The sequence below is a fragment of the Burkholderia sp. HI2714 genome, assembly GCF_002223085.1.
GTDB classification, from domain to species: Bacteria; Pseudomonadota; Gammaproteobacteria; order Burkholderiales; family Burkholderiaceae; genus Burkholderia; species Burkholderia lata_D.
Genome location: NZ_NKFM01000067.1, coordinates 186,472 through 209,960 on the forward strand (window position 1 = coordinate 186,472; position 23,489 = coordinate 209,960).

At 64.0% G+C, this 23,489-nt stretch carries 14 protein-coding genes; 7 read left to right on the forward strand and 7 right to left on the reverse strand.

Features of this window, described 5'->3' with window-relative positions:
* The first annotated feature begins 59 nt into the window (after positions 1 to 59).
* From CFB82_RS37515 to CFB82_RS37525, 3 genes are all read left to right on the forward strand, one after another.
* A complete protein-coding gene (locus tag CFB82_RS37515) occupies positions 60 to 992 on the forward strand; it encodes an SDR family NAD(P)-dependent oxidoreductase (RefSeq protein WP_089487348.1) in 933 nt (310 codons plus the stop codon).
* Positions 993 to 1,296: 304 nt separating this feature from the next.
* Complete coding sequence (locus CFB82_RS37520) at positions 1,297 to 3,120, forward strand: acyl-CoA dehydrogenase (protein WP_089487349.1); 1,824 nt, start codon at positions 1,297 to 1,299, stop codon at positions 3,118 to 3,120.
* 53 nt (positions 3,121 to 3,173) lie between these two features.
* The gene (locus CFB82_RS37525; protein ID WP_089487350.1) at positions 3,174 to 4,358 is read left to right on the forward strand and encodes an acetyl-CoA C-acyltransferase; all 1,185 of its coding nucleotides are present in this window, start codon (positions 3,174 to 3,176) and stop codon (positions 4,356 to 4,358) included.
* 230 nt (positions 4,359 to 4,588) lie between these two features.
* On the opposite strand, the gene CFB82_RS37530 is transcribed toward CFB82_RS37525, so the two are convergent.
* The 5 genes from CFB82_RS37530 to CFB82_RS37550 form a co-directional block, all read right to left on the reverse strand.
* Positions 4,589 to 6,211: a long-chain-fatty-acid--CoA ligase gene (locus tag CFB82_RS37530; protein ID WP_089487351.1), complete on the reverse strand. Its 1,623-nt coding sequence runs from the start codon at positions 6,209 to 6,211 to the stop codon at positions 4,589 to 4,591.
* Positions 6,212 to 6,702: 491 nt separating this feature from the next.
* Entirely contained in the window at positions 6,703 to 7,830 is a 1,128-nt protein-coding gene (locus tag CFB82_RS37535) for a porin (RefSeq protein WP_089487352.1), read from the reverse strand.
* A 153-nt stretch (positions 7,831 to 7,983) separates the two neighbouring features.
* Positions 7,984 to 11,124: an efflux RND transporter permease subunit gene (locus CFB82_RS37540; RefSeq protein ID WP_089487353.1), complete on the reverse strand. Its 3,141-nt coding sequence runs from the start codon at positions 11,122 to 11,124 to the stop codon at positions 7,984 to 7,986.
* Positions 11,121 to 12,239 (reverse strand): efflux RND transporter periplasmic adaptor subunit, encoded by a 1,119-nt coding sequence (locus CFB82_RS37545; RefSeq protein ID WP_089487354.1) that lies wholly within the window; start codon positions 12,237 to 12,239, stop codon positions 11,121 to 11,123. The genes CFB82_RS37540 and CFB82_RS37545 overlap by 4 nt, the downstream gene beginning before the upstream one ends.
* Positions 12,240 to 12,268: 29 nt before the next feature.
* Positions 12,269 to 12,856: a TetR/AcrR family transcriptional regulator gene (locus CFB82_RS37550; protein ID WP_179255511.1), complete on the reverse strand. Its 588-nt coding sequence runs from the start codon at positions 12,854 to 12,856 to the stop codon at positions 12,269 to 12,271.
* Between the two features lie 81 nt (positions 12,857 to 12,937).
* Between CFB82_RS37550 and CFB82_RS37555 the strand changes: the two genes are divergently transcribed.
* Positions 12,938 to 14,338 carry an efflux transporter outer membrane subunit gene (locus tag CFB82_RS37555; RefSeq protein ID WP_089487356.1) on the forward strand — a complete coding sequence of 467 codons (1,401 nt, stop codon included), beginning with the start codon at positions 12,938 to 12,940 and terminating at the stop codon, positions 14,336 to 14,338.
* Positions 14,339 to 14,369: 31 nt separating this feature from the next.
* Here CFB82_RS37555 and CFB82_RS37560 read toward each other — a convergent pair whose 3' ends face one another.
* Positions 14,370 to 16,817: an AsmA family protein gene (locus CFB82_RS37560; protein ID WP_089487357.1), complete on the reverse strand. Its 2,448-nt coding sequence runs from the start codon at positions 16,815 to 16,817 to the stop codon at positions 14,370 to 14,372.
* Positions 16,818 to 17,072: 255 nt separating this feature from the next.
* On the opposite strand from CFB82_RS37560, the gene CFB82_RS37565 reads away from it, so the two are divergent.
* Positions 17,073 to 18,881: an alkaline phosphatase D family protein gene (locus CFB82_RS37565; RefSeq protein ID WP_089487358.1), complete on the forward strand. Its 1,809-nt coding sequence runs from the start codon at positions 17,073 to 17,075 to the stop codon at positions 18,879 to 18,881.
* A gap of 16 nt (positions 18,882 to 18,897) precedes the next feature.
* Here CFB82_RS37565 and CFB82_RS37570 read toward each other — a convergent pair whose 3' ends face one another.
* A complete protein-coding gene (locus CFB82_RS37570) occupies positions 18,898 to 19,044 on the reverse strand; it encodes a DUF3096 domain-containing protein (protein WP_076841491.1) in 147 nt (48 codons plus the stop codon).
* A gap of 1,021 nt (positions 19,045 to 20,065) precedes the next feature.
* Here CFB82_RS37570 and CFB82_RS37575 point away from each other — a divergent pair.
* Both CFB82_RS37575 and CFB82_RS37580 read left to right on the forward strand, forming a co-directional pair.
* Positions 20,066 to 20,941 (forward strand): phytanoyl-CoA dioxygenase family protein, encoded by an 876-nt coding sequence (locus CFB82_RS37575; protein WP_089487359.1) that lies wholly within the window; start codon positions 20,066 to 20,068, stop codon positions 20,939 to 20,941.
* Positions 20,942 to 22,026: 1,085 nt separating this feature from the next.
* Positions 22,027 to 23,295 carry an aminotransferase class III-fold pyridoxal phosphate-dependent enzyme gene (locus CFB82_RS37580; protein WP_089487360.1) on the forward strand — a complete coding sequence of 423 codons (1,269 nt, stop codon included), beginning with the start codon at positions 22,027 to 22,029 and terminating at the stop codon, positions 23,293 to 23,295.
* Positions 23,296 to 23,489: the final 194 nt, after the last annotated feature.

Genomic DNA, 23,489 nt, shown 5'->3' on the forward strand with positions numbered 1-23,489 from the left:
CGGAACGCATGCGCGTTCATTCGTCGTAGGCCACCCCATCATCACCAACGAGACAACCCATGAAGATTGACCTGACGAATCGCGTTGCAATCGTGACCGGCGCCGGTGCCGGCCTCGGGCGCGAGCATGCGCTGCTGCTTGCCCGGCTGGGGGCAAAGGTCGTGGTCAACGATCTGGGCAGCGACGTGAACGGCAGAGGCGGCTCCGCCACGGCTGCACAGCGGGTCGTCGACGAAATCGTCGCCGCCGGCGGCGAGGCGGTCGCGAACAGCGCGTCGGTGACCGATTTCGAACAGGTTCAGCACATGGTCGACCAGGCGCTGCAGCGGTGGGGCCACGTCGATATCCTCGTGAACAACGCCGGCATCCTGCGCGACAAGAGCTTCAGCAAGATGACGCTCGACGACTTTCGGGCGGTGATCGACGTCCACCTGATGGGCGCGGTCAACTGCACCAAGGCCGTGTGGGAACCCATGCGGGAGCGACAGTACGGCCGCATCGTGATGACGACCTCGTCGTCGGGCCTGTACGGCAATTTCGGGCAAGCGAACTACGGCGCCGCGAAGATGGCGCTGGTCGGCCTGATGCAGACACTGGCCATCGAAGGCGAGCGATACGACATTCGCGTGAATTGCCTGGCGCCCACGGCCGGTACGCGCATGCTCGAAGGCCTCATGTCTGCGGACATCCTCGATACGCTGTCGCCTGCATCCGTCAGCCCCGCCGTCGCGGTGCTTGCCGGTGAAGCGGCACCCACCCGGATGGTCCTGTGCGCGGGCGCGGGCAGTTTCGAGGCCGCACATATCACCTTGACGCCCGGCATCCATCTCGGCACCGACGACCAGGTTGTTCACCAGCTCGCCCGACGGCTCGACGAGGTGGCAAACCGAAGCGGCGAGACGGTTCCTTCATCCGGTGCTGCCCAGGGCGATCTCGAACTCAAGAAGGCGCGCATCGCCTCTGCGAATACGAAGGAGCGTTTCGATGCGTGACGCGTCCGGCACGACGGCACGCAATCCTGACCGCGATCGGCGGCGAACGCGTTCGCGGGCGCTTCACATTGAAACAGGTCACGGTGCGAGGCATCACGCGCATCCCGTTGGCCGTTGGCGAAATGGTGGAAGTTGAGAACCGTCACAAGCCAGCCCTCGTGGCAGCGAGGACGATTCCGATCAACACATGATGTCCTTCAACGATTCCGGCTCGATCGATTCGAAACAATAATTTCGCATTCCAGAATTTATTGAACAAATTCGAATTCGTGCCAAGACACCAGACACTCACTCATTCGATTCCATGACTAGCGAACTCACCCTCTCCCGTCGCGACGTGGAGTTCATTCTTTTCGACTGGCTGCAGGTCGAATCGCTTACCCGTCGGCAACGATTTGCCGGGCAGGACCGATTCGACTACACATCCGTGCTGGATGTGTACGAATCGCTTGCCACGGATCTCTTCAAACCGCATAACAAGAAAAACGACAGCAACGAACCGGCATTCGATGGAGAACGCGTCACCGTCAACCCGGAAGTGGGTGTCGCATTGCGTGCATTTTCGGCCGCCGGCCTGATCAGCGCGTCGTTCCCCAACGAGTGGAACGGCATGAGCCTGCCGAGCACCGTGGAGCGGGCCGGCATGGCGTATTTGCTGGCAGCCAATCCAGGAACCGCGGGCTACGCGTTTCTCACGATCGCCAACGCCAATTTGCTGATGGCCCACGGCGAGCGCGACCGGGTCGAGCCCTACGTCAAGGCCATGGCGGAAGGGCGATGTTTCGGCACGATGTGCCTGTCGGAGCCGCAAGCCGGGTCAAGTCTTGCAGATATCCGCACGCGCGCGGTTCCGGGCCGAGACGGTCGCTACCGCCTGTTCGGCAACAAGATGTGGATCTCCGGTGGCGATCACGAGATTTCCGAGAACATCGTCCACCTGGTATTGGCAAAGATTCCCGATGAAAACGGGCAACTTCCTCCGGGCGTTCAAGGGATATCGCTCTTCACCGTACCGCGCAAGCTGATCGGCGCCGACGGACTGCCCGGCGAGCGAAACGATGTCGTGCTCGCCGGTATCAATCACAAGATGGGATACCGCGGCACGGTAAATTGCCTGCTGAACTTTGGCGAAGGCCGCTACCGTCCGGAAGGCGAAGCGGGCGCAATCGGGGAGATCGTCGGCGAACCCGGCAAAGGGCTGGCCTACATGTTCCACATGATGAACGAGGCGCGTATCTCGGTCGGCCTCAGCGCCGCCGCGATTGGCTATACGGGCTACCTTCACTCGCTGGATTATGCGAAGACGCGCCTGCAGGGCCGGACACGCGGTGACCGGTCGCCCACGTCGGGACAGGCCCCCATCATTCGTCATGCCGATGTCCGGCGCATGCTGCTCGCGCAAAAGGCCTATGTGTCAGGTGCACTCGCGTTGTGCCTGTATGCGGCTCGACTGAGCGACGATATCCATTCGCAAGAAGACGCCAGCGACCGCGAAGAGGCGCATGGCCTGCTCGACCTGCTCACCCCCGTCGTCAAGAGCTGGTCGTCCCAATGGGGTCTCGTCGCCAACGATCTCGCCATTCAGGTTCATGGCGGCTACGGCTACACGCGCGAATACAACGTCGAGCAGTTCTATCGCGACAATCGGCTCAACCCGATACACGAAGGCACATTCGGTATCCAGGCGCTCGACCTGCTGGGTCGAAAGACGCGTGCAAACGGCGGCGCCCCCATGAATGCGCTCGACCGGAAAATCGCCGCGACGGTATTCAAGGCACGGTCGATCCGCCCGCTCCAGGACCATGCCGACACGCTCGAGTGCGCGTGGGAGCGCATCCGACTCGTCACCCACGAACTGCACCGGCTCGACGACCCGGAGGTCCAGCTGGCGAACGCGGCGGCCTATCTCGAAGCATTTGGCCATGTCGTCGTCGGCTGGCTTTGGCTCGATCAGGCGATCGTGGCCAACACGCTCGCGAGCGGCCCCGCCGGAAGCGACTTCCATCGCGGCAAGCTCGCCGCATGCGACTACTTCTTCGGGTGGGAAATGCCCAAGGTGGCCGCGTGGCTGGCCGTGCTCAATCCGGTGGAAACCACCCCTCTGACGATGCCGGAGCACTGGTTCTGACCGTGCGCGACACCTCCATTTCGTTGCTGTCGTTTAATTCATGAGGATGTCATATGATTGATGCTGTCATCGTTTCCACCGCGCGCACGCCGATCGGCAAGGCCTATCGTGGTGCATTCAACGTCACGCACTCGCCCACCCTGCTCGGTCACGCCATCCGGCATGCCGTGCTGCGCGCCGGGATCGAACCGGATCGCATCGAGGACGCTGTCATCGGTTCGGTACTCAACGCGGGAACCGCCGGCAACAATGTCGCCCGACAAGGTGTGCTGGCGGCCGGGCTACCGGCTTCGGTCGGCGCGCAAACGCTTGACCGGCAATGTGCGTCGGGCCTGATGGCGATCGCCACGGCCGCCAAACAGATCATGTGCGACGGGATGCAGGTCGTGGTCGCGGGTGGCCAGGAAAACATCTCGGCGGTACAGACACGCTACTTCGAGTGGACGCGCGCCGACCAGGATCCCAACGTGCTGGCCGTGCAACCCGCCGCCTACATGCCGATGCTCGAGACCGCCGAGTTCGTTTCCCGCAAGTACGGGATCGCTCGCGACGTGCAGGATCAGTACGCGCTCGATTCCCAGCTTCGCACTGCCGCCGCACAAAAGGAAGGCCGCTTCTCGAACGAAATCGTCCCGATCACGACGCAGATGCTGGTCGTCGACAAAGCGACCGGCGAAACGTGGCGGAAGGAAGTCACGCTCACGCAGGATGAGGGGAATCGCCCCGGCACGACGCTCGAATCGCTTGCCTCCCTCGCACCGGTGGTTGACGGTGGCGTGGTGACCGCCGGGAACGCAAGCCAGCTTTCGGACGGTGCAAGCGCCTGCGTCCTGATGAACGGCAAGACCGCCGAACAGATCGGCGCAACGCCCCTCGGCATCTATCGCGGCATGACCGTCGTCGGCAATGCGCCCGAGGAGATGGGCATCGGTCCCATCTACGCGATCCCCAAACTCCTGAAGCTTCATGGCCTGACAGTCGACGACATCGGACTGTGGGAGCTCAACGAGGCATTTGCCTGCCAGGTACTGTACTGCCGCGACAAGCTGGGAATCGATCCGGCCCGATACAACGTCAACGGCGGCAGCATTTCGATCGGCCATCCGTACGGGATGACGGGCGCCCGTCTGGTCGGACACGCGCTGATCGAAGGCAAACGACGCGGCGCGCGCTACGTCGTCGTATCGATGTGCGTGGGTGGCGGCATGGGGGCGGCCGGCTTGTTCGAAGTGGTCTGACGCAACGCGCCTTCACCCGCAGAACGAATGGGCGACAGCCCCGCGCCTGCGGGCCCTGCATACCTTTCGGGGGATGCTTGAGCGGACCTTATGTCGCCGGCGCGCCTGATGCACCATCGCACCAGGCGCGCGGCGAGCGACGGACTTTTTCCGTGATGCCATTCGCGCGCCGGTTCGGAGACGGGTGATGCCGACCGCTCGACCTTCCGGCATCACCTCGGTCGATCACGTCAATGGTTCGACACCCGCAACTCGCGCCGAAGGATCTTCCCGACGTTGCTCTTCGGCAGGCTGTCGCGAAACTCGATGCTTTTCGGGCGCTTGTAACCCGTCAACTGGCCTTTGCAGAACGCCATCAGGTCTTCGAACGTCAGCGCCGGATCTTTCCTGACCACGAACAGCTTGACGGCCTCTCCGGAATGCTCGTCGGGTACGCCGATGGCCGCGACCTCGAATACACCAGGGTGGTTGGCCACGACCTCTTCGATCTCGTTCGGGTAGACGTTGAAACCGGACACGAGGATCATGTCCTTCTTGCGGTCGACGATTCGCACGAAGCCCGCTTCGGAGATCGACGCAATGTCACCCGATCGGAAGAAGCCGTCCGCGGTCATCACCTTCGCGGTCTCGTCCGGCCGCTGCCAGTAACCCGCCATTACCTGCGGGCCACGAATGCACAGCTCTCCGGCTTCGCCGGGCGGCAATTCGTTGCCGTCGTCGTCCCGGATCGACACTTCCGTGGAGGGCAACGGCAGGCCGATGGTGCCGTTGAACTCACTACCGGTCACGGGATTGATCGCGACGCAAGGTGACGTCTCGGACAGCCCGTATCCGTCGATGATCGCCGCGCCGGTCATCTCCTTCCAGCGCCTTGCGACGGCTTCTTGCGTGGCCATCCCGCCACCGCTGGCCAGCAGCAGATTGGAGAAATCGAGGCGCGAGAATTCAGGATGATGGAGCATCGCGTTAAAGAGCGTGTTGACGCCCGGAAGATTCGTGACCTTGTATCCCGAGAGCGACTTGATCATCCCCCCGATGTCCCGCGGATTCGGCACCAGTATGGAAAGCGCACCCATGTGAATCGTCAACAGGCAGCAAACATTGAGCGCAAAGATGTGATAAAGCGGAAGTGCAGCAACCGTGATGAGCTGCGTCACGTCAGGGCGCAAATCGCGAGCCGGTTTGAGCCAGACGTCCGACTGCAATACATTCGCGACGATGTTCCGATGCAACAGCGTCGCGCCTTTCGACACCCCGGTTGTCCCGCCCGTATATTGGAGAAAAGCGACATCGTCCGGCGACTGGGGAGCTGGTACGAATTTGCCCCGACTTCCCTCCTCGATCGCGTCGTCAAATGTCGTATACGGGCTCGGCTTCTGTTCCGCGCCGGAAGCGCTGCCCTGCGCGGCAAGCAGAACATGCTTCACCTGCGTGTGCGCAAGGATTGCATCCAGCGTTGCCGTGCAGCCGTCGAGAATGACGATCGCCTCCGCGCCGCTGTCATTCAACTGATGTTGCAGCTCGCGGGGCGTATAGAGCGGGTTGACGTTGACGACAACGTAACCGGCGCGCAGGACTGCACAAATCGAGATCGGGTACTGCAACACATTCGGCATCATGATGGCAACCCGCGCACCACGCTCGAGCCCGCGTGACTGCAGCCACGCGGCCAGTGCTCCGGACATCCTGTCGAGTTCACCATAGGTGATCTGCTTTCCATCGCACGCAAATGCCGGCTTCGCGTGAAACCTGCTGAAGCTTTGTTCGATCAACGCACTGATGTTTCGATACGCGCTTGAATCAAGCTCTGCCGGAACCCCCGGCGGATAGGCATCAAGCCAGATCCTTTCCATACCCAATCTCCTCTGTCCCGTTTGAATAATTGCGCGACGCACATCCCCTCATCACGCGCGTGAACAAGCCGGGACGCCTCGAACCAGCGAGATTCATCCCTCGTCGCAACGATATGGCTGCGTGGTCGACCGACAGTCAGCGACGCCGCGGATCACGTTGTCGGCAGACAGCTGGCGGGCGACTGCCACCATCCTGTTTGTTTCGCCTCCATCGCACCCTGCCTGGCAGGCAAATTCATGCCCCCCGAGACGCGACTTCCGAGTCAGGGGGCCACATCCAAACTGGTCAATTGATATGGTCATTTGACCATACAGGGAAACTTGCGGCAACTTGGTAGTTGCACGAGGCTGCGACGCGGGACTTGTCGATGCCATACTCGAACCGAAACACGGGTCATCGGTGTTGAAGTGCGTAGAGGTTGCTCGTGGCTTCCGTCAAAACGCACATCGTGTACGTTTATTCAGCCCATGCAGGACGACAGCCGTGACGCTTAGAAGCGGTGACGCAGGCCAACCGTTGCCGCAGTCTGGCTGACCTTCGAGCTCGGGAACGCATTGATATCGCCGTTGTAGATCGACGAACCCAAACCGGCGCCCTTCGTACCACGCTGATACACCATCTGAGCGTAGACGTCCGTCCGCTTCGACAGGAAGTAGTCGGCTTGCACGCCGAACTGATTCCAGTGCGTGCTGCTGCTGTTCAGTTTTGCATTCGTATACGTATAGGCTGCGCCCAGGCCGAGAGCCGGCGTCAGGTTGTACTTCGCGTTGATTTCGTAGTTGTCGGCGCGCAGCGTACCCGCACCGTTCGTCTGGTTGTCGACGCGCGATTGCGTCCATGCCGCGCCAACCAGTGCCGGGCCAAATGCATACGTTGCCGCGATGCCATACGTGCGGCTGCGGCCCTGGATTCCGTATGCAGTGCCATTGGTCGAATCGACGGTCGGGTTCACTGCGCCCGTCGCGGACAGACCAGCGTTGTTCGCTTGCGAGTAAGCCGCACCCACCTTCAGGCCTTCATACTGGTACGACACACCGCCGCTATATGCGCGGTTGTTCGCAAAGTTCGTGCTGTTCGAGAGCGAGTACGTGCCACCGAATTGCAGGCCGGCATAGTTCACGCTCGTGTACTTGATCGTATTGTTCAGCGCGACATCGCCGTTCGTGCTCAGGCGGTCATTGTTCAGCGGATGCGCGAAGTACGTGCCGCCCCACGAGCCCGTTGCCGTCAGCGGCGCCAGGTAGTCTTGCGTCGCGTCGTACTGCTTGCCCAGCGTGACCGTGCCGTATTGGCTCGACAGGCCGACGAATGCCTGGCGGTTGAACATGCCGCCGTTGCCGTTCGCGAACTTGCCGTTACCGAGGTTGAAGCCGCTTTCCAACGTGAAGATTGCCTTCAGGCCACCGCCGAGATCTTCCGAGCCACGCAGGCCGAAACGGCTCTGGTCGATGCCCGAACCCATCGAAAAGCGCGACTTGCCCTGGCCCGATGCGTTCTGGACATTGCTTTGGTAGGTGATGCCTGCGTCCAGCACGCCATACAGCGAGACGCTGCTTTGCGCGTGTGCGACGGTAGCAAACGATGCTGCAACTGCTGCAGCGATCAGAGTCTTGTTCATTCGTGAAGCTCCATTCAAAAAGAGGCAGGTCTCGCGACCTCATTCATAAACGGCCGGCAACCACCAACCGCCGGGAGGACCTTGTCCTGTTGGTCACACCCGGGTTTCCAATGCGCCCGCATTGACGAGCGCCAAAAGGCCAGGCCACCCGTCTCAGCATTTCCCGGGCGCATCGATGGCGCCGGAACCGAAGAGCTTCCGGCTCCAGCCGGACAGCCTGTCGCTGAACAGCAGTTCGTACAGCACCGGCACCATGCCGAGCGTGATCAGCGTCCCGAGCAGCAGCCCGCCCATGATGGTGACGGCCATGCCGGTCCACAGCGTGCCGGCGAACAGCAGCAGCGGAATCAAGCCGGCGATGCAGGTCAGCTTGGTCATCACGATCGGCCGCAGGCGCGCCACGGCCGCCGCGACGACCGCTTCGCGGCGCGATTTGCCGGCCGCCAGCTCGACCTCGATACGTTCCAGCAGCAGCACCGCGTTGTTGACGATGATCCCGGCCAGCGACAGCAGGCCGAAGTTCGCCATGAAGCCCAACGGTTCGCGGGCGATGATCAGCGCGGGCCCGACGCCGATCATCGCGAACGGAATGATCCCGACGATCAGCAACAGCTTGCGGAACGAGCCGAACTGCCAGATGAACAGCACCAGCATCGCGACCACCGCATGCGGCAAATACTCGCTGAGCGCCACGTTGGCCTCGGCGGACTCCTCGATTTCGGCGCCCAGCTCGATCCGGTACCCCGGCGGCAACGCGATCCGGCCGATGGCCGGCGCGAGCTGATCGACCGCCTGCTGCGCGGTGCCGTGGGCATTGCGGCCCTTCACGGTGAGCGTGCGCATCAGGTCGCGGCGTCGAATCGTCGACGGCTCGGTATTCAGCGTGACCGTCGCAACCGCGGACAGCGGAACCGGCGCGCCGCCCGCAGCCGGATGGATCAGCGTATTGGCGAGATCTTCCGGCCGGGCGCGCTCGGCTTCCGCGCCGCGCACGACCAGCGGCACCAGCGTATCGCCGTCTCGCAACACCGACACGTTGACGCCGGTATACCGCGTGGCCAGCGCCGTCGAGATGTCCTCGCTGCTGACGCCCAGGCGCCGTGCCTTGTTCTGGTCGATCTCGACGTCGACACGCGGCACGCGCGGCCCCCAGTCGTCGTGGATCTGCACGATGCCCGGCTGCGTATGCAGCGCGGCCTGGATCTTGCTGCCGATCTCGCGCAGCACGGCTTCGTCGGGACCGGACACGCGATAAGCCACCGTGCCGGCGTCGTGGGCGCTGCGCGAGAAGCGCTTCGCATCGGTTCGCACCTCGGGATGGTGTTGCGTCATCCACGCCTGGGTTCGTGCGATCACGGCGTCGAGATCCTGCGGCTTCGCGACGCTGACCGTGACGTAGCCGATATGCGACGCAGGCAGCGGCGGATTGAGCACCAGGACGACACGCGGACCGCCGTCGGCGACATAGCCGATGCTGGTCGTCACCTCGGGATTGCGCTTGCGATCGTCGAGCCAACGGCTCAGGTCGCGGACCACGTCGCGCGTGAGCCGTGCATCGCTCCCGGGCTGCAGCTCGAGTTCGACCTGGAACTGCGGCCGGTCGGAAGCCGGCAGGAACCCGGCCGGACGCGTGGCCAGGATCGCGAGCGCGCCGACCAGCAAGGCCGTCATCACGACCAGGAACCGCCCCTTGTGGTCGAGGACGCGGCGAATCAGGCGGGCATAGGCACCGTAGAAGCGGCTTTGCTTGACCGTCGCGTCGGCATCGTGCTCGTGCGCTTGGCCTTCGCCGTGATGGCCGGATTTCAGGAAGAAATAGCAAAGCAGCGGTGTCACCGTCAGACAGAGCAGCCACGACCCGAGCAGCGACAGCGTGAGCACGACCACGAGCGGGCGCAGGTATTCGTTGGTGGCGGTGTCGCCGAAGAAGAACGGCGAGAACGCGAAGATGATGACCAGCGATGACGTCAACAGCGGGATCGCGAGCGTGCGGCCTGCTTCGATGCACGCGTGACGGCGCTCCTCGCCCGCGGCGAGGCGGCGTTCGACGTCCTCCGCGATCACGATGCCGTTGTCGACCAGCAAGCCCAGCGCGATGATGATCGCGGCCATCGACACGATGTGCAGTTCGATGCCCAGCGAGCGCATCACGAGCAGCGTGGCCAGGATGGTCAGTGGCACGATACCGCCCACGACGACACCGGCGCGCCAGCCGAGGAACAGCACGACGACGATCATCACGATCACGATCGTCTCGATCATCACCTGGTTCATGCGGCCCATTTCCCGCTCGACCACGTCCGCCTGGAAGGTCACGTAGTCGAGCGAAAAACCGGCGGGCAACTGCTGCTTCAATTCGTCCAGACGCGCGCGCAGCGCCTGGCCGACCGCCTTGACGTTCTGGCCTTTGCGCATCGAGATGCCGAGGACGACCGCGTCTTCGCCGCGGAAGATCGCCGCGGACTCGGGCGGATCGACGGGCCGGACCTGCACCTGGGCGATGTCGCCCAGGCGCACGGTGCCCGGCGCGGCTTCCGCGCGCGCGCCGGCCGGCGGCACGGTGAGCGTGAAATCCTGCAGCGCCTGCAGCGAGCGGATTTCGCCGGAGCTGACGACCGCGCTGTTCAGGCCCGACACCACGAGCCGGCCACCGGACTGCACGACGTTCTGCTTCTGCAGCTGTTGCATGACCGACGCAGCGGACAAATGCAGCCCCGCCATTCTGGCGCGGTCGAATTCGATATAGACGCGCTCCTCCTGCAGGCCATGAAAGCTGACGCCCTGCACGCCGGGCACGCGATACAGCCCTTCGCGCAGCAGCTTCAGCGGTTCCCGCATCTCGCTCATCGAAAACCCGGGCGCGGTCACCGCGATGGACGCGATCGCCACGCGACCGAAGTCGTCGTCGATCTGGGGAGGCAGCGTGCCGGCCGGGAACAGCGGCACCGCTTCGTCGACCTTCGCGCGCATGCGCTGCAACACCGGCATCAGTGCATGCACGTCTTCACGCAACGAAACCTGGAGGATCACGCTGCCGTCACGCACGGTGCTCGTGACGTGCTTCAGTTCGTTCAATTGACGCAGGCGCTCTTCCAGCGGCCGGGCGACGAGCTGCTCCATCCGCTCGGCCGGCACGCCGGGGTTCGCGACGAATACCAGCGCGTCGCGAACGGTCGTGGAAGGCTCTTCCTGGGACGGGAACGTGAGGAAGGTGAACGCGCCGGTCACGAGAATCAGCAACGCGACGAAGAAGGTGAGCCGGCTGGAATTGAGTGCGGCCTGGGTCAGCTTCACGAGCGCGCTCCCTGCAGAATGGTCTGCGCCCGATACGTGACGACGGACTGGCCCTCGTTCAGGACGGCCGTCCCCGCGACCACCACCTGCTCGCCGGCGCGCAGGCCTTGCGTCACGGCGACGCGCCCACCCGGAAGCAGGTGCCCGTCCGTGCGGATCGCGCGACGCTTCAGCGTCTGGCTGGCGCCGTCGATGACGAAGACGCTGCCTCGGCCGGCTTCCGTGCCGGCCATGACGGCCGCCGCCGGCAGCGTGATGTCATGCGCCTCGCCGCGCGGCAGCGCGACGGACAGCACGCCGCCACTGCGCAGCCCGGAAGGGGTGCCCTGGACCCGGAAGATGGCTTGCACCAGCGAGCCGTTGTCGCTCCGGCCGGACAGCCGTTCCATGGTCAGCGTCACGCGATCCGTGCCGCTGACCGCGTGGGCTTCGGCGCCGGGCGACAGCGTCGCCGCGATCGTGTCCGGCAGCATCACGACGGCTTCCAGCGCGCGGCCGGCTTCCATCTGCAGCACGCTCTGGCCTGCGGCGACATCCACGAACGGCTGGACCTGACGGGCCACGATTTCGCCGTCGAACGGGGCCGTGATGCGCGTGAACGCGAGATCGCGCCGGGCGCTCGCCACCGCGGCCTCCGCGACACCCAGCTGGCTCGCGGCCTGCTGATGCGACGCCTGTGCGGCCTGCAACGCGGGCGCGGAAATGATTCCGTCGCGGGCGAGTTCCTCCTGCTGACGCAGGTGGGTGCGACGCTCGGCCAGGGTCGCGGCGGCGGCGGCACGATCGGCCGTCGCCTTGTCGAGCCGCCAGCGTGCCGGCGCCTCGTCCAGTCGGGCGAGCACCTGCCCGGCCCGGACACGATCGCCCACGTCGACCAGCATCGCGACGACGCGGCCCGGCGACTCGAAGCCGAGGTCGGTGCGCTGGCGCGCGCGAAGCGTCGCGACGAAGGTGTCGGCATGCGCCTGGCCGGCACCGCCGGCCACTTCGACCTTGACGGGCCGCGGTACGTCGGCAACCGGCGCGGCGGATGGGTGGCATGCCGACAGCAGCGTTGCCGAGACGAGCGCGCAGAGTACCAGCCTGCCCGCTTGAGGCATGGAACGGGAATGCATCGTAAAACCTTCGAAATGAATGAGGGAGCTCAGGGAAGCTTGCGAATCGCGCTTTCCAGCGTGTCGCGCAACACTTGGCGCTGCTCCGGCGTAAACCGGTGCAGGTTGAGCACTTCGAGCAGGGCGATGCCGTCGAGGGCGACGACCAGCGCGAGCACCTGCCCCGCATCGGGGCCGCTTTGCGCGACCCGTGCATAGCTGCGCGAGTAGAAATCCCGCACGGGACCGGCCAGATGCGGATACAACGACGTGGCGGCCAGCAGGTTGGCCAGCAGCAGGCGGCGGTCTTCCGGCATGTCGAAGGTCAGCTTCGACAGCTCGGCCAGCGACGACTTCAACGGCTTCGCGGAATCGTCCGCCTCACGCGCGTCACGTGCCTCCTGCGCCCGCAGGTCCAGCATGTCCAGTTCGCCGACCACCCGCTCGATCAGCGCAGCCAGCAAGTCGTCGCGCGTTTTGAAATGGTAGACAAGGCCTGCTTTCGTGACCTTCGCGGCAGCGGCCACGGCTTCAATGGTCAGGTTCTGGATACCCTGGCTGGCCACGAGCTCGGCCGCGGCATCGAGAAGACGGTCGCGTGAACTGCTGCGGCCGGCTCGTCGCTCGGAAGTCGACATGGTGCATCTCCTTGGGATTGAAACTAAACTATACGTACAGTATAGTTTCACGAACTCCATGTCAAGACTCAAGGTAAATCCATGACGACCGTTGTTTCCCGCCCTGCTCACGCACACCGAGCGCTGACCTGTCTTGCACTTGTCGCGACACTCGCATTCGGAGGCTGTGCGACCGCCCCGCCCAGCCAAGTCGCCACGACGCCCGCCGTTGCGGCGCCCTCGCAATGGGCCGAGACATTGCCCGGGAATCAGGGCACCGTCGGCGACGCGTGGTGGCGTGATTTTGGCGATCCGGTGCTCGATCGCCTGGTGGACAGCGCGCTCGATGCCAATCGCGACCTGAAGGTCGCCGCGGCGCGCCTCGCGCAGGCGCGCGCGCTCGGCGACAGCGCCGAGGCGGAGCGCCGCCCGCGGCTGGATGCGATGGCCCGCGGCGAGCGCGGGCGCGAAAACAGCCTCGAGCCGCGTGCGGAGCGCAGCGGCGTCGGCTTGCGTGCCGCGTGGGAAGTCGATCTGTTCGGGCGCGGTGCATTGCTGGTGGACGCCGCACGGTCCGACAGCGATGTCGCTCGCGAGGCGCTCCGCGCGGCCCGCATCGCGCTGGCCGCGGACGTCAGTACCGCCTACTTCGAATTGCGCACGCTGGAGCGGCGCTCCGCGCTCAAGCGCGAGGCGCTCGAGGTTGCGCAAAGGCAGGCGGTCGTGGCGGCGCGCAAATTCGCCGCGGGCCAGGTGACGGCGCTGGATGTCGAACGCTGGCGTGCCGAACTGGCGCAGGAACAGGCGTCGCTTGCCCAGCTCGACGGCGAACACCGGGTGCGCTTGCATCAGCTCGCGCTGCTCGTCGGCAGCCCCCAGGCGCCCGAGCTCGGCGCGCAAGCCGTGCCGGCCGCACTGCCCGCGCCGCCCGCGACGGTGTTACCCGCCACGCTGCTCGAGCGCAGGCCCGACGTGCAGCGTCAGGCGCGTGCACTCGACGCCGCGCTCGCACGTGCCGGCGCCGCCCGGAAAGAGGTGTATCCGCGGCTCCAGATCGAGTGGGCAGGGACGAAGGAAAGGCTGGCCGCGGTCGGCGATGGCGCCGCGCCTCGCGTGGCGGTCGGCTATGGCGTGTCGGTGACGCTGCCCATCATCGACGGTGGCCGGATTCGCGCCAACGTCGCGGTGCACGATGCGCGCGCGCAGGAAGCGATGGCCGAATACGAAAAGGCCATGCTGGCCGCGCTCGTCGACGTCGAGACGAGCCTGGCCCGATGGTCCGCATCGGATCGCTCGATGCAGGAGTGGCAGCGCGCCGAGGCGGCCGGCAAGGTCGCCGCACGCAATGCGGCCAGACTGTATGACGCAGGCCAGGCCGACATGAGCGATGTGCTCGCCGCGCGCCACGCGCACCTGCGCTCTCGCGACGCGCTGGAAACGGCAATTGGCGCGCAATGGGAAGCCGCGGTCGGCTTGCGCCGCACCTTTGCGGGGGCCGTCTAGGCGGTCTGGCCGATGAGCGTCGGTCCTTCACTCATTTCGCATGCCGGGGTTCGGTACCCGCCGGCGCGGAAGCTGCAGAAGCCGCCGCCGGCACGTTCATGTACGCCGGCGCCGCCTTCGTCTTCTGTCGTACGCCCGGCGGTGGCGCGACCGGGCGCCGCTCCATGTCGGCCAGCATCTGCCCGCACGGCAACGGGCGGCTGCGGCCCGGCTGCAGCAACGCGAGCAGACTGGCGAGCGGATTCAGCAAGCCCAGCCCGACCGCGGCACCGCCACGCGCGATCAGTGCGCCCGCCTTCACCCCGACGTGCGGTTGCTTGAAGGATCCGGTGACGTACAACGGCGAGCGTAGCGATATCACCCGGAATCCCTTGGTATGGGGATGGATCGTCAGGTTCATGGTCTCGTCCCGCAGGTTCACGTTGCCGTCCATTACGATCACCGCGTCCTCGGTGTCGAGCGCGAATACGCGCGAGTCGAGCACGCCGTTGGTGACCACGAAGTCGGCCACGCCGCAGTTGATCTTGACGTCGCGTGTGCCGAACAGTTTCTCGTACACCACGTTGGCGACGTTCAGCCCCGCGGCTTCCATCAGCAAGAGGCTCACCGTACCGTCGGTCACCAGTGTCTTCACCTCCCCGTTGGAAGTCGCGGCGAGCGCCGCCGGCGAATTGCCGGTGGCCGATAACGCGGCATCGCCGTTGATCTCGCCGAGCGCCGTTTGCATCACCGGGAAGGTCGGGAACAGTTGCTTGAGTTTCAGATGCCGTGCCTGCAGCGAGAACCGCCCTTTGAGCGGTACGCCGCTGCCGTCCAGGTGGATGTTCGACGCAAGCGTCCCGCCCGCGACACCGAAGTTCAGCGGGTTGAGCGTCAGCACACCGTCATGCATCACGAGATGGGTCGACAGGTCGGTGATCGGCAGGCTCGCGGTCTTGACGATGCGCCGGCCGGTGAATCGAACGTCGGCGTCGATCTTCTTCCAGCGTTCCGTGCGAAATGTCTCGACCGGCAACGCCTTGTTCGCGGGCTGTGTGGCCGCGGCACCCCGCCGCGCCTTGCTGGCATTCGTGTCGGCGCCGATGAGCGGCGCAAGGTCGGAGAACTGCAGCAGCCTCGACTCCAGCGTACCGGACAACAACGGCCTCGGTTCGCGCGACACGTACACCAGCGTGCCGCCGAGATCGCTGCCGCCGACGCGTCCCGTGAAGTTCTCGTACTTGAAGACGTTGCCGGACTCCCGGAACTGGCCGACCAGCCGGCCGTCGGTCGCATAAGGCGAGGTTTCGGGCAGCGTGATGCCCGTGACGTCATACAGCTTGGCCATGCTGGTGCCCGCAAGCCACAGCCGGAGATCGACCGCGGCCAGGTGAGACGGGTCCGTCAGCGTGCCGACGAGCGCCAGGTGCGTATCGCCAAAGCGCAGATCGGCCTGAACCGGAAACGGGCGCTGCGCGCCCTGCACGTCCAGCAAATTGCCGATCTTGCCCGTGCCGGCGACCTTGCCCTTCTTGTAGGTCCCCTTGACGGTCCAGCCAATCGTGTAAGTGCCGACACCGGTGGAGGCCGCGGGCGCCGCACCCGCCGACGCACCCGAGGCCGCCGAGGCCGCCGCACCCGGTGCGGCAGCTGCGGGGGCGTTCGATACCGCGGCCGGCCCTGATGCAGCCGGGGCGATTGCGGTGCCTGATGTCGTCGCTGCCGCATGCGAAGCAGCGGCCAACGCTTGCGAAGCCGCCGCCGATGCGCGTGACGCCGCTTCGGCACCCGACGCCGGAACCACCGGTTGCGCCGAACCGGCGTGGGCCTGGGCCGCGAGCTTCTTTTGACCTGCCGGCCCGACTGCCTTTGCCGATTCGTGGTGCGCCAGCGCCTCCTGCTGTTTCATCACCGCGCCGAACGGAATCGGCTGGCCGAGCGTGTCGATCACCGCGCTCAGATCGAATTGCTTCTGCTGGTCGTAGTAGCCGAGATTGCCCTGGGAAAACGCGATTTCATGCAGGTCGAGCGTCCATCGTCCCGGCTGAGCGGGCTGCTTGAACTTGAACGTCCAGTTGACTCGCCCGTCCTTCAGGCGTTCGAGGTCGACGGACGGATTGACCAGGTCGATTGCCGGAATCACGATGCGGCGTGCTATCAGCGGCAGCGCCTCGACCTCGAAACTGATCGCGTCCAGCGTGACGAAATACTGCGTGCGCGCCCAGTCGGGGTTGGCGATCGTGACATTGCGTGCGACGAATCGTGGCCAGGGCACCCATGCGCGCCAGCCGTGCTCGCTCGCCGGCCGACGCCACCCGACATGCAGGTCGCCGTTGATGGCGAACTGCCGTCCGATCGCGTCCGACACCTTGTCGTCGATCCAGGGCCGGGCTCGATTCCAGTCGAACGTCACGATGACGATCACCAGCGCGGCAAGCGCCAGGGCGACGCTCACGACGAGCCACGCGGCCGCCTTGCCGACGCTGTGGCCGATGTGCATTGCTCACTCCCCGAGTTTGCTGCCCGGTATCCAGCAATGCGCGTTCCTGAATACAGGCGCCTTCCGCCAGATGGCGTGCCGGGAATTCGAAAATGGGGTTCGCACGACTTTTCAGTCGTCGATCTTCGCAGTAACGTTCCGGATCGACTGCCCCCTGCCGCGCGCGGCAGGGGCAGTGGCAAGCTTGTCCGGCGCGAGAAGCGGGTGCCTGCTGCAGCGCTTCCCGCATTCGTGGGATTTCGATCGGGAGGATCAATGGATCGTCGCCATTTCCTCAAGTCGTCGGCTTTTTTTACCATTGCGGCTGCAACCGTCGCCGTCACGCACGATGTTTCACCGGCGGCGTTGCCGGGCAGCCCGGTGCGCAAGAACCTCCATCGATTCCCGCAAGGTGTAGCAAGCGGTGATCCGCGCGATCGCTCCATCGTGTTCTGGACGCGATGCGTTCCGGTATCCGGCGGCGTGCAGCACGATGGAAAAGGTGTCCCGCACGCGGTACCGCTGCGACTCGAAGTGTCGGCACTGGCGGATTTCTCGACGCTCGTCGCCAGCGTCCCGATGCGGGCGCTGGCCACCTACGACTTCACCGTGCGCGCGAAGGTGACGGCGCTCTCGCCGAAGACCGCCTACCACTACAGGTTCATCACCGGCGACGACGTCAGCATGACGGGTGTCGCGCGCACGGCGCCGGCGGCAAACGAGGCCAACGAACAGGTTCGCTTCGCGTGGCTCACCTGCCAGGACTGGAGCGTCAACCACTGGCAAGCGATGACGCTGCTGGCCGACGAGCGCGACCTCGATTTCGTCGTGCACGTGGGCGACTACATCTATGAAACGGTCGGGACCTCTCCCCCCGGCCGTGCCGAGCCGGCGCATCGTCCGCTGCACCTGAGCGGCGGCAAGCTGCTCGCGGACGGCCGCGCGTATGCCGAGACGCTCGAAGACTACCGGACGCTCTATCGCACCTATCGGACCGATCCGCGCCTGCAGACGCTGCACCAGCGCCTGCCGATGATTGCGATCTGGGACGACCACGAATTTTCCGACGACTGCTGGCAGGACCATCAGGTCTACACCAACGAGGAGCGGCAGGAAACCCGGCGGCGCCGCAGCGCCAGTCGCGCGTGGGCGGAGTACATGCCGGTGGATTGGGACGACGTGCGCTTCGAGCCGGACAATCCGTCGTACACGAACATTCGCATCTATCGCGATTTTCGTTTCGGCATGCTGATGCATCTGGTGATGACGGACGAGCGGCTGTATCGCGACGACCACGTCGTGAGCGAAGCCGCTATCGCACGTGCGCACGGGCACGACCCGGTGCACGGTGACGACGCGGCCGGCTCGCGCTACTTCGTCAAGCAGGACATGCTGCAACGTGACGAGGCGCGCGACACCCGGCAGCTCGGCCGCCCGCCGTCGATCCTCGGTCCGGAACAGACACGATGGTGGAAAACCTTGATGAAGGACTCGCCGGCAACCTGGAAGGTATGGGGCAACGAAGTGATGTTGAACCGTCTGTGGTTCGTGATGCCAGGCGCACCCGGGACACCGGCGGCCCGCCTCGTGGTGGATTGCGACGCATGGGACGGCTATCCCGCGCACAAGCACGAACTGCTCGCTTACTTGAGGGAGCACGGGATCCGTAACGTCGTCGCGATCACCGGAGACCTGCATGCCTTTCAGGGCGGCGTCGTGCGGGACGATCCCGATCCCGCGACGGGGGTGCCGGTCATCGTCGATTTCGTCTGCGCCGGCATCAGCAGCATGTCCTTCTATTCCTACCTGAAAGCCGCGTGGAACGGTACACCGCTCGCGTCGATCGCGGCGACCCCAGCCAGACTCGACCGCTTCCTGATGGCGAACAACCCCGATCTGTGCCACGCCGACCACGACGCGCAGGGTTATGCGTCGGCCATCGTCACACCGGAATACTTTTCCGTCACGTTCAACAAGGTGAAGCCGTTGAACCCGGACGGCACCGCGCCCGCGGACGCACTGCTTGGCCGCACGCGATTGACGGTGCCCCGGGATTCAGTCGAGGTACGCGTCGAACCTATCTAGACTCCGATGCGGCGCGTCAGTGGAAATGTCCGCCGAAAAGCCCGAGCAGTCCAATGACGATCAGGTAGATTGCAACGATGTAGTTCAGCAGGCGCGGTACCACCAGAATGAGAATCCCGGCGATCAGCGAGACCAATGGGCTCCAGTTCGTGAATGTGTGCATGGCGTTGCCCTCATGACAATAGATCGCGAAATCGCTGAGTGAAGCGCCTCTCGAGCAGGCGATCTGAACGACAGACATTCGTCGTGCAGCGTTCGTTGGCGGACCGGAGCGATTTCCGTGCCTGGCTCAGCATGCGAGCCGCCGTGAAAATATGCGAGCCGCCGTGAAAATACCGGCATGCCTTCGCGCAATGGCGTTCGCACATCTCACGGCGCTTCGTCTTGCAGAAGGCGTAACGCGCCGCGATGTCGGGACAGAATTGACAAGCGCTTGAAAAATCGTCCGCGGATCGGCCGAGGTCCGGTCGTGTGCGCCCGACCGGGCACGGGATGGATGGCTCGCTTCGTGCATGGGCGCCTCCGACGAGCGAGCAACTTGCGTGCCCGATCGCGTGGCTTGCGCCGCTCCTATTTTGCAGAGGATGTCAAAGCAACACCATGAGCCGCCTCCGAGCATGTCTGCTCAAAACAGTACAAGCCACTTTTTAAAATCGAGTATCACGCGTTGAGCCGCTCGACCATCGGCTTGAGTCAAAACCGGCTCGTTCCCGACATTTGCGACGCTAGCGTTCTCGCGCAGCGAGTCCGGGCCCATCACCAACGACGCGCGTTCGATTCGGTACAGGCGTGACACGCGTCCGGCGACTTTCTACACCATTCAAATGCGACGGGTTAACCATGATCGACCGTCGAAAAACGCCATGTTAACTTCCTCGATCATACGACTTGGTCAATTGACCTGATTCGTCACGAATACGGCAGCTCAGCGGAAAGCCTGGTGAATGACGCCATGTCCGTCGCCTCTGGATCTGGAAACAGATACTGAACCACCCGGAGGTCGCGACAACGTCGCGAACAACGTGCGCATTCCGTCAACTGGCGTGAAAGGAACGTATGGCAGATGGCGAAGGTATATTCAGTCAAATGACTCAGTCAAAAACTCGACTTGATGTCTGGATCACACCCGAATCAGAACGTGATGCCGCGTCTGATTTACCCGTCCACGCAACTTTGAGGCAAACATGAACGCAAATATTCAGAACATTCAGGGCTCCCTCCCTACCGTCCCCAAGCAGACCAGCGCGCAAGAAATCGTGTCGCTCATGAATCAATATGGTGGAGTCCGGATCAAGAACTATCTGACCCAGGAGCAGGTCGCGAACATCAACCGTGAGGTCGATGCGCCGCTCGAGCGGCTTCGCGAGGGGTCGTCGCACGATAACGAACTGATCAAGGAATTCCACGGCACCTATACGAAGCGCCTGACGAACATGGTCACGCACAGCAGGACTTTCGGAGACGTACTGGACGACGATCTCTTTCATGAACTCGGCGAGGTGCTCTACCGTGAAGAGTCCGGCGACTGGTGGCTTTCGACCGCGCAGGTCATCGACATCGGCCCAGGCAACACGGCACAGATGCTGCATCGCGATGTCGGCAATTTTCCGCCCCTGTGCGCGCTCGGAGTCAACGGGCCGACGGTGTTCACCAATCTCATGATTGCCCTGACGCGCTTCACCGAGGAAAACGGTGCCACCCGAATTATTCCGGGGAGCCAGAACTGGGACGAGGACTACTTCGACAGCAAGGGCACGCCCGACATGACCATTGCCGCCGAGATGGACGCCGGCGACGCATTGCTGTTCAGCGGCAAGGTGATCCACGGTGGCGGCGCAAACGTGACGAAGAACGAGCGCCGACGCGGGCTCACGATTCCGATGCAACCGTCCTACCTGACGCCGGAGGAAGCGTATCCGTTCATCGTCGAGATGGACACCGTGCGACGCCTGTCGAAACGCGTCCAGCGAATCATCGGCTTCCGCTCGCAATATCCCGCCGGCACGCCGGGCCTGTGGCAAGTCGACTACGACGATATCGCCACGCACCTCGGCCTCTGAGCCGCGAACAGGCGCACGCATCGGTCCGGGAGGGTTGATCCCCTCCCCCGGATTCCCTGATGCACGTGCGCGGGCCACGACAGCATCGCCACCCGCGAGACACCCCATGAAGATCGACCTGACGAATCGCGTTGCGACCGTGACCGACGACCAGGTCGCTCACCAGTTCGCCCAACGCCAAGAATCGACTTTCTATTGCACCTCATCCAACTCAGGAGCGTGATCATGGTGAAGCGTTTATTTGTCGCAATCTCTCTCGTTGCCGGGCTCCTTCTTGTATTAAGCCCGGGATTCATGGTCCTCTACCATATCGAGCACTACGACTCGAGCCAATAGCCTCCACCTGGAAAGATCGAACATGCCGGCGTTGCCTTGCATGCGGATCGTATCGAACACGATCCGCGTACCGCATGGCTCGTGCTTCGATCGGCGGCTTTCTGTCTCGAACCGGCCCGACGGTTAGCGGGTCCATGCATCGAGGACGCGCGGGCCCGCGCGCTGCGGATACTTCCGACTGCGTCGATCAGTCTGCCCCTGCCATGCATGCACCGCGGGCCTGAATACGCCCGTACGCACCGCGCTCTCCCGCTGCGAAGCCTTCTGGCGGAAGTACACCGCCGCCTAGTCAGCATCCCCACCTTGATCGCCCTGCCTCCCTGCTCGAAGGTTGAACGGGGATTGTCCTTATGCGGATCAGATAGCGACGTCGCGCAGCGCACGCCGGCGAATTGCCGCTGCTCGACTCGCCTCCCCCATTGCCGTGGCATGCCGAGCGAGACGTTGAGCCACCGCCGTGCGGGACTAGTGGAAAACGCCAATTTCCGTCTGGATGACATTTGTAGACACTAGACTTGGTCACATGACCAAGTCTAGAAAAGCGACGGCAGAGGCCCAAGCGGGTGACGCAGCGACGCTGCATTCGCGACGCGAGGCCGGACAGCGCGTTGATCCAACGACGGGACGCGAGATTTCGGAAGCAGCATTCTCCAAATTCCGGGGTTCGAATACTTGGTCACGTGACTCAGTCAAAAGACTTGATACCGGGTCGGACGTTCCCAGAACGAATTTTTCACAAGGAGTCGAGCATGGACAGGCTGGCAAGGAAGAACGAGTGGTTCGCAAGAGCCGAAAAGGTCATCCCGGGCGGGATGTACGGTCACCAGAGCGTCAAGTACCTGACGGAAGATTTCCCGTTGTACTTTGCGAAAGCGAAAGGTACCCATCTCTGGGACGTCGACGGCAACAAGTACATCGACTACGTGTGTGGCTACGGCACGAACCTGTTCGGCTACGGCAACGAGCGGATCGAGCAGGCCGCTGCCCTCCAGTTGCAGAAGATCGACACGGCGACGGGCCCCAGCGAGGTGATGGTTCAGCTTGCCGAGGCGCTCACGCAACAGGTCAGCCACGCCGATTGGGCGATGTTCTGCAAGAACGGCTCGGACGCCACGTCGATGGCCATGGTGATCTCGCGCGCCTATCGCGAGAAGCGCAAGATTCTCGTTGCGCGCGGCACGTACCATGGTGCGTCCCCGTGGAACGTGCCCTATACGACGGGGATCACCAAGGAAGACCGGGCTCACATCGTCTACTTCGAGTACAACGATATCGAGAGCCTCAATGCGGCCGTCAAGAGCGTCGACGGTGACGTAGCGGCCATCTACGCAACGCCCTTCCGGCACGAAGTGCTCTACGATCAGTTTTTCCCGTCGATCGAGTACGCGAAGGAATGCCGTCGCCTCGCGGACGAGCAGGAAGCGCTTCTGGTCGTCGACGAGGTCCGCACGGGGCTGCGCCTGTCGCGTGATTGCACGTGGTCGGACTGGGGCGTGCACCCGGACCTCAGCTGCTGGGGCAAGGCCATCGGCGGCGGCTATGCGATCGCGGCGGTGCTCGGTTCGGACAAGGCACGAGAGGCTGCGACGAACATTTTCGTCACGGGCTCCTACTGGCTCTCGGCCGTGCCGATGGCCGCGGCCATCGAAACGCTGCGCCTGGTACGAGAAACGGACTACCTCGAACACACCAAGCGATTGGCGGACAAGCTGCGCGCCGGCATCGCCGAGCAAGCCGAGCGGCATGGCTTCGAACTCAAGCAGACCGGGCCGAGCGTCATGCCCCAGATGCTGTTCGCGGGTGACGACGAGCTCGTGTCGCGCGGCCGGGCGTGGACGTCGGAAGTCATCAAGAACGGTGCCTATCTCCACCCGTGGCACAACATGTTCTTCACGGCGAGCCATACCGACGAAGACATCGCGCGTACGCTCGAAGCGACCGAGGTCGCATTTGGCGCGATCAAGCAGAAGGCGGTTGCAGTGAGCCGCCTGGATATTCTGGATACCGTGCAGCGTTGATGCCGGATGTTGGATGAGCCTTCGGCCTGCGGCCGAAGGCTGTATTGCCGAGTGCATTCGCCCCGCGTCAAAACCCTGAGCGGCCGCGCGGGCAATCGATACGCCCGGCTTCAGGCAAGGCTCGATCCACTCCCGAACCGCATCTTCGTCAAGTTCCAGTCGGCCATCTCGTCCGCGGCCGATCGGCATTCTGC

Coding starts and splice junctions, on each gene's coding strand:
- CFB82_RS37515 (WP_089487348.1), top strand. CDS start 60: ATGAAGATTGACCTGACGAATCGCGTTGCAATCGTGACCGGCGCCGGT.
- CFB82_RS37520 (WP_089487349.1), top strand. CDS start 1,297: ATGACTAGCGAACTCACCCTCTCCCGTCGCGACGTGGAGTTCATTCTT.
- CFB82_RS37525 (WP_089487350.1), top strand. CDS start 3,174: ATGATTGATGCTGTCATCGTTTCCACCGCGCGCACGCCGATCGGCAAG.
- CFB82_RS37530 (WP_089487351.1), bottom strand. CDS start 6,211: ATGGAAAGGATCTGGCTTGATGCCTATCCGCCGGGGGTTCCGGCAGAG.
- CFB82_RS37535 (WP_089487352.1), bottom strand. CDS start 7,830: ATGAACAAGACTCTGATCGCTGCAGCAGTTGCAGCATCGTTTGCTACC.
- CFB82_RS37545 (WP_089487354.1), bottom strand. CDS start 12,239: ATGCATTCCCGTTCCATGCCTCAAGCGGGCAGGCTGGTACTCTGCGCG.
- CFB82_RS37550 (WP_179255511.1), bottom strand. CDS start 12,856: ATGTCGACTTCCGAGCGACGAGCCGGCCGCAGCAGTTCACGCGACCGT.
- CFB82_RS37555 (WP_089487356.1), top strand. CDS start 12,938: ATGACGACCGTTGTTTCCCGCCCTGCTCACGCACACCGAGCGCTGACC.
- CFB82_RS37560 (WP_089487357.1), bottom strand. CDS start 16,817: ATGCACATCGGCCACAGCGTCGGCAAGGCGGCCGCGTGGCTCGTCGTG.
- CFB82_RS37565 (WP_089487358.1), top strand. CDS start 17,073: ATGGATCGTCGCCATTTCCTCAAGTCGTCGGCTTTTTTTACCATTGCG.
- CFB82_RS37570 (WP_076841491.1), bottom strand. CDS start 19,044: ATGCACACATTCACGAACTGGAGCCCATTGGTCTCGCTGATCGCCGGG.
- CFB82_RS37575 (WP_089487359.1), top strand. CDS start 20,066: ATGAACGCAAATATTCAGAACATTCAGGGCTCCCTCCCTACCGTCCCC.
- CFB82_RS37580 (WP_089487360.1), top strand. CDS start 22,027: ATGGACAGGCTGGCAAGGAAGAACGAGTGGTTCGCAAGAGCCGAAAAG.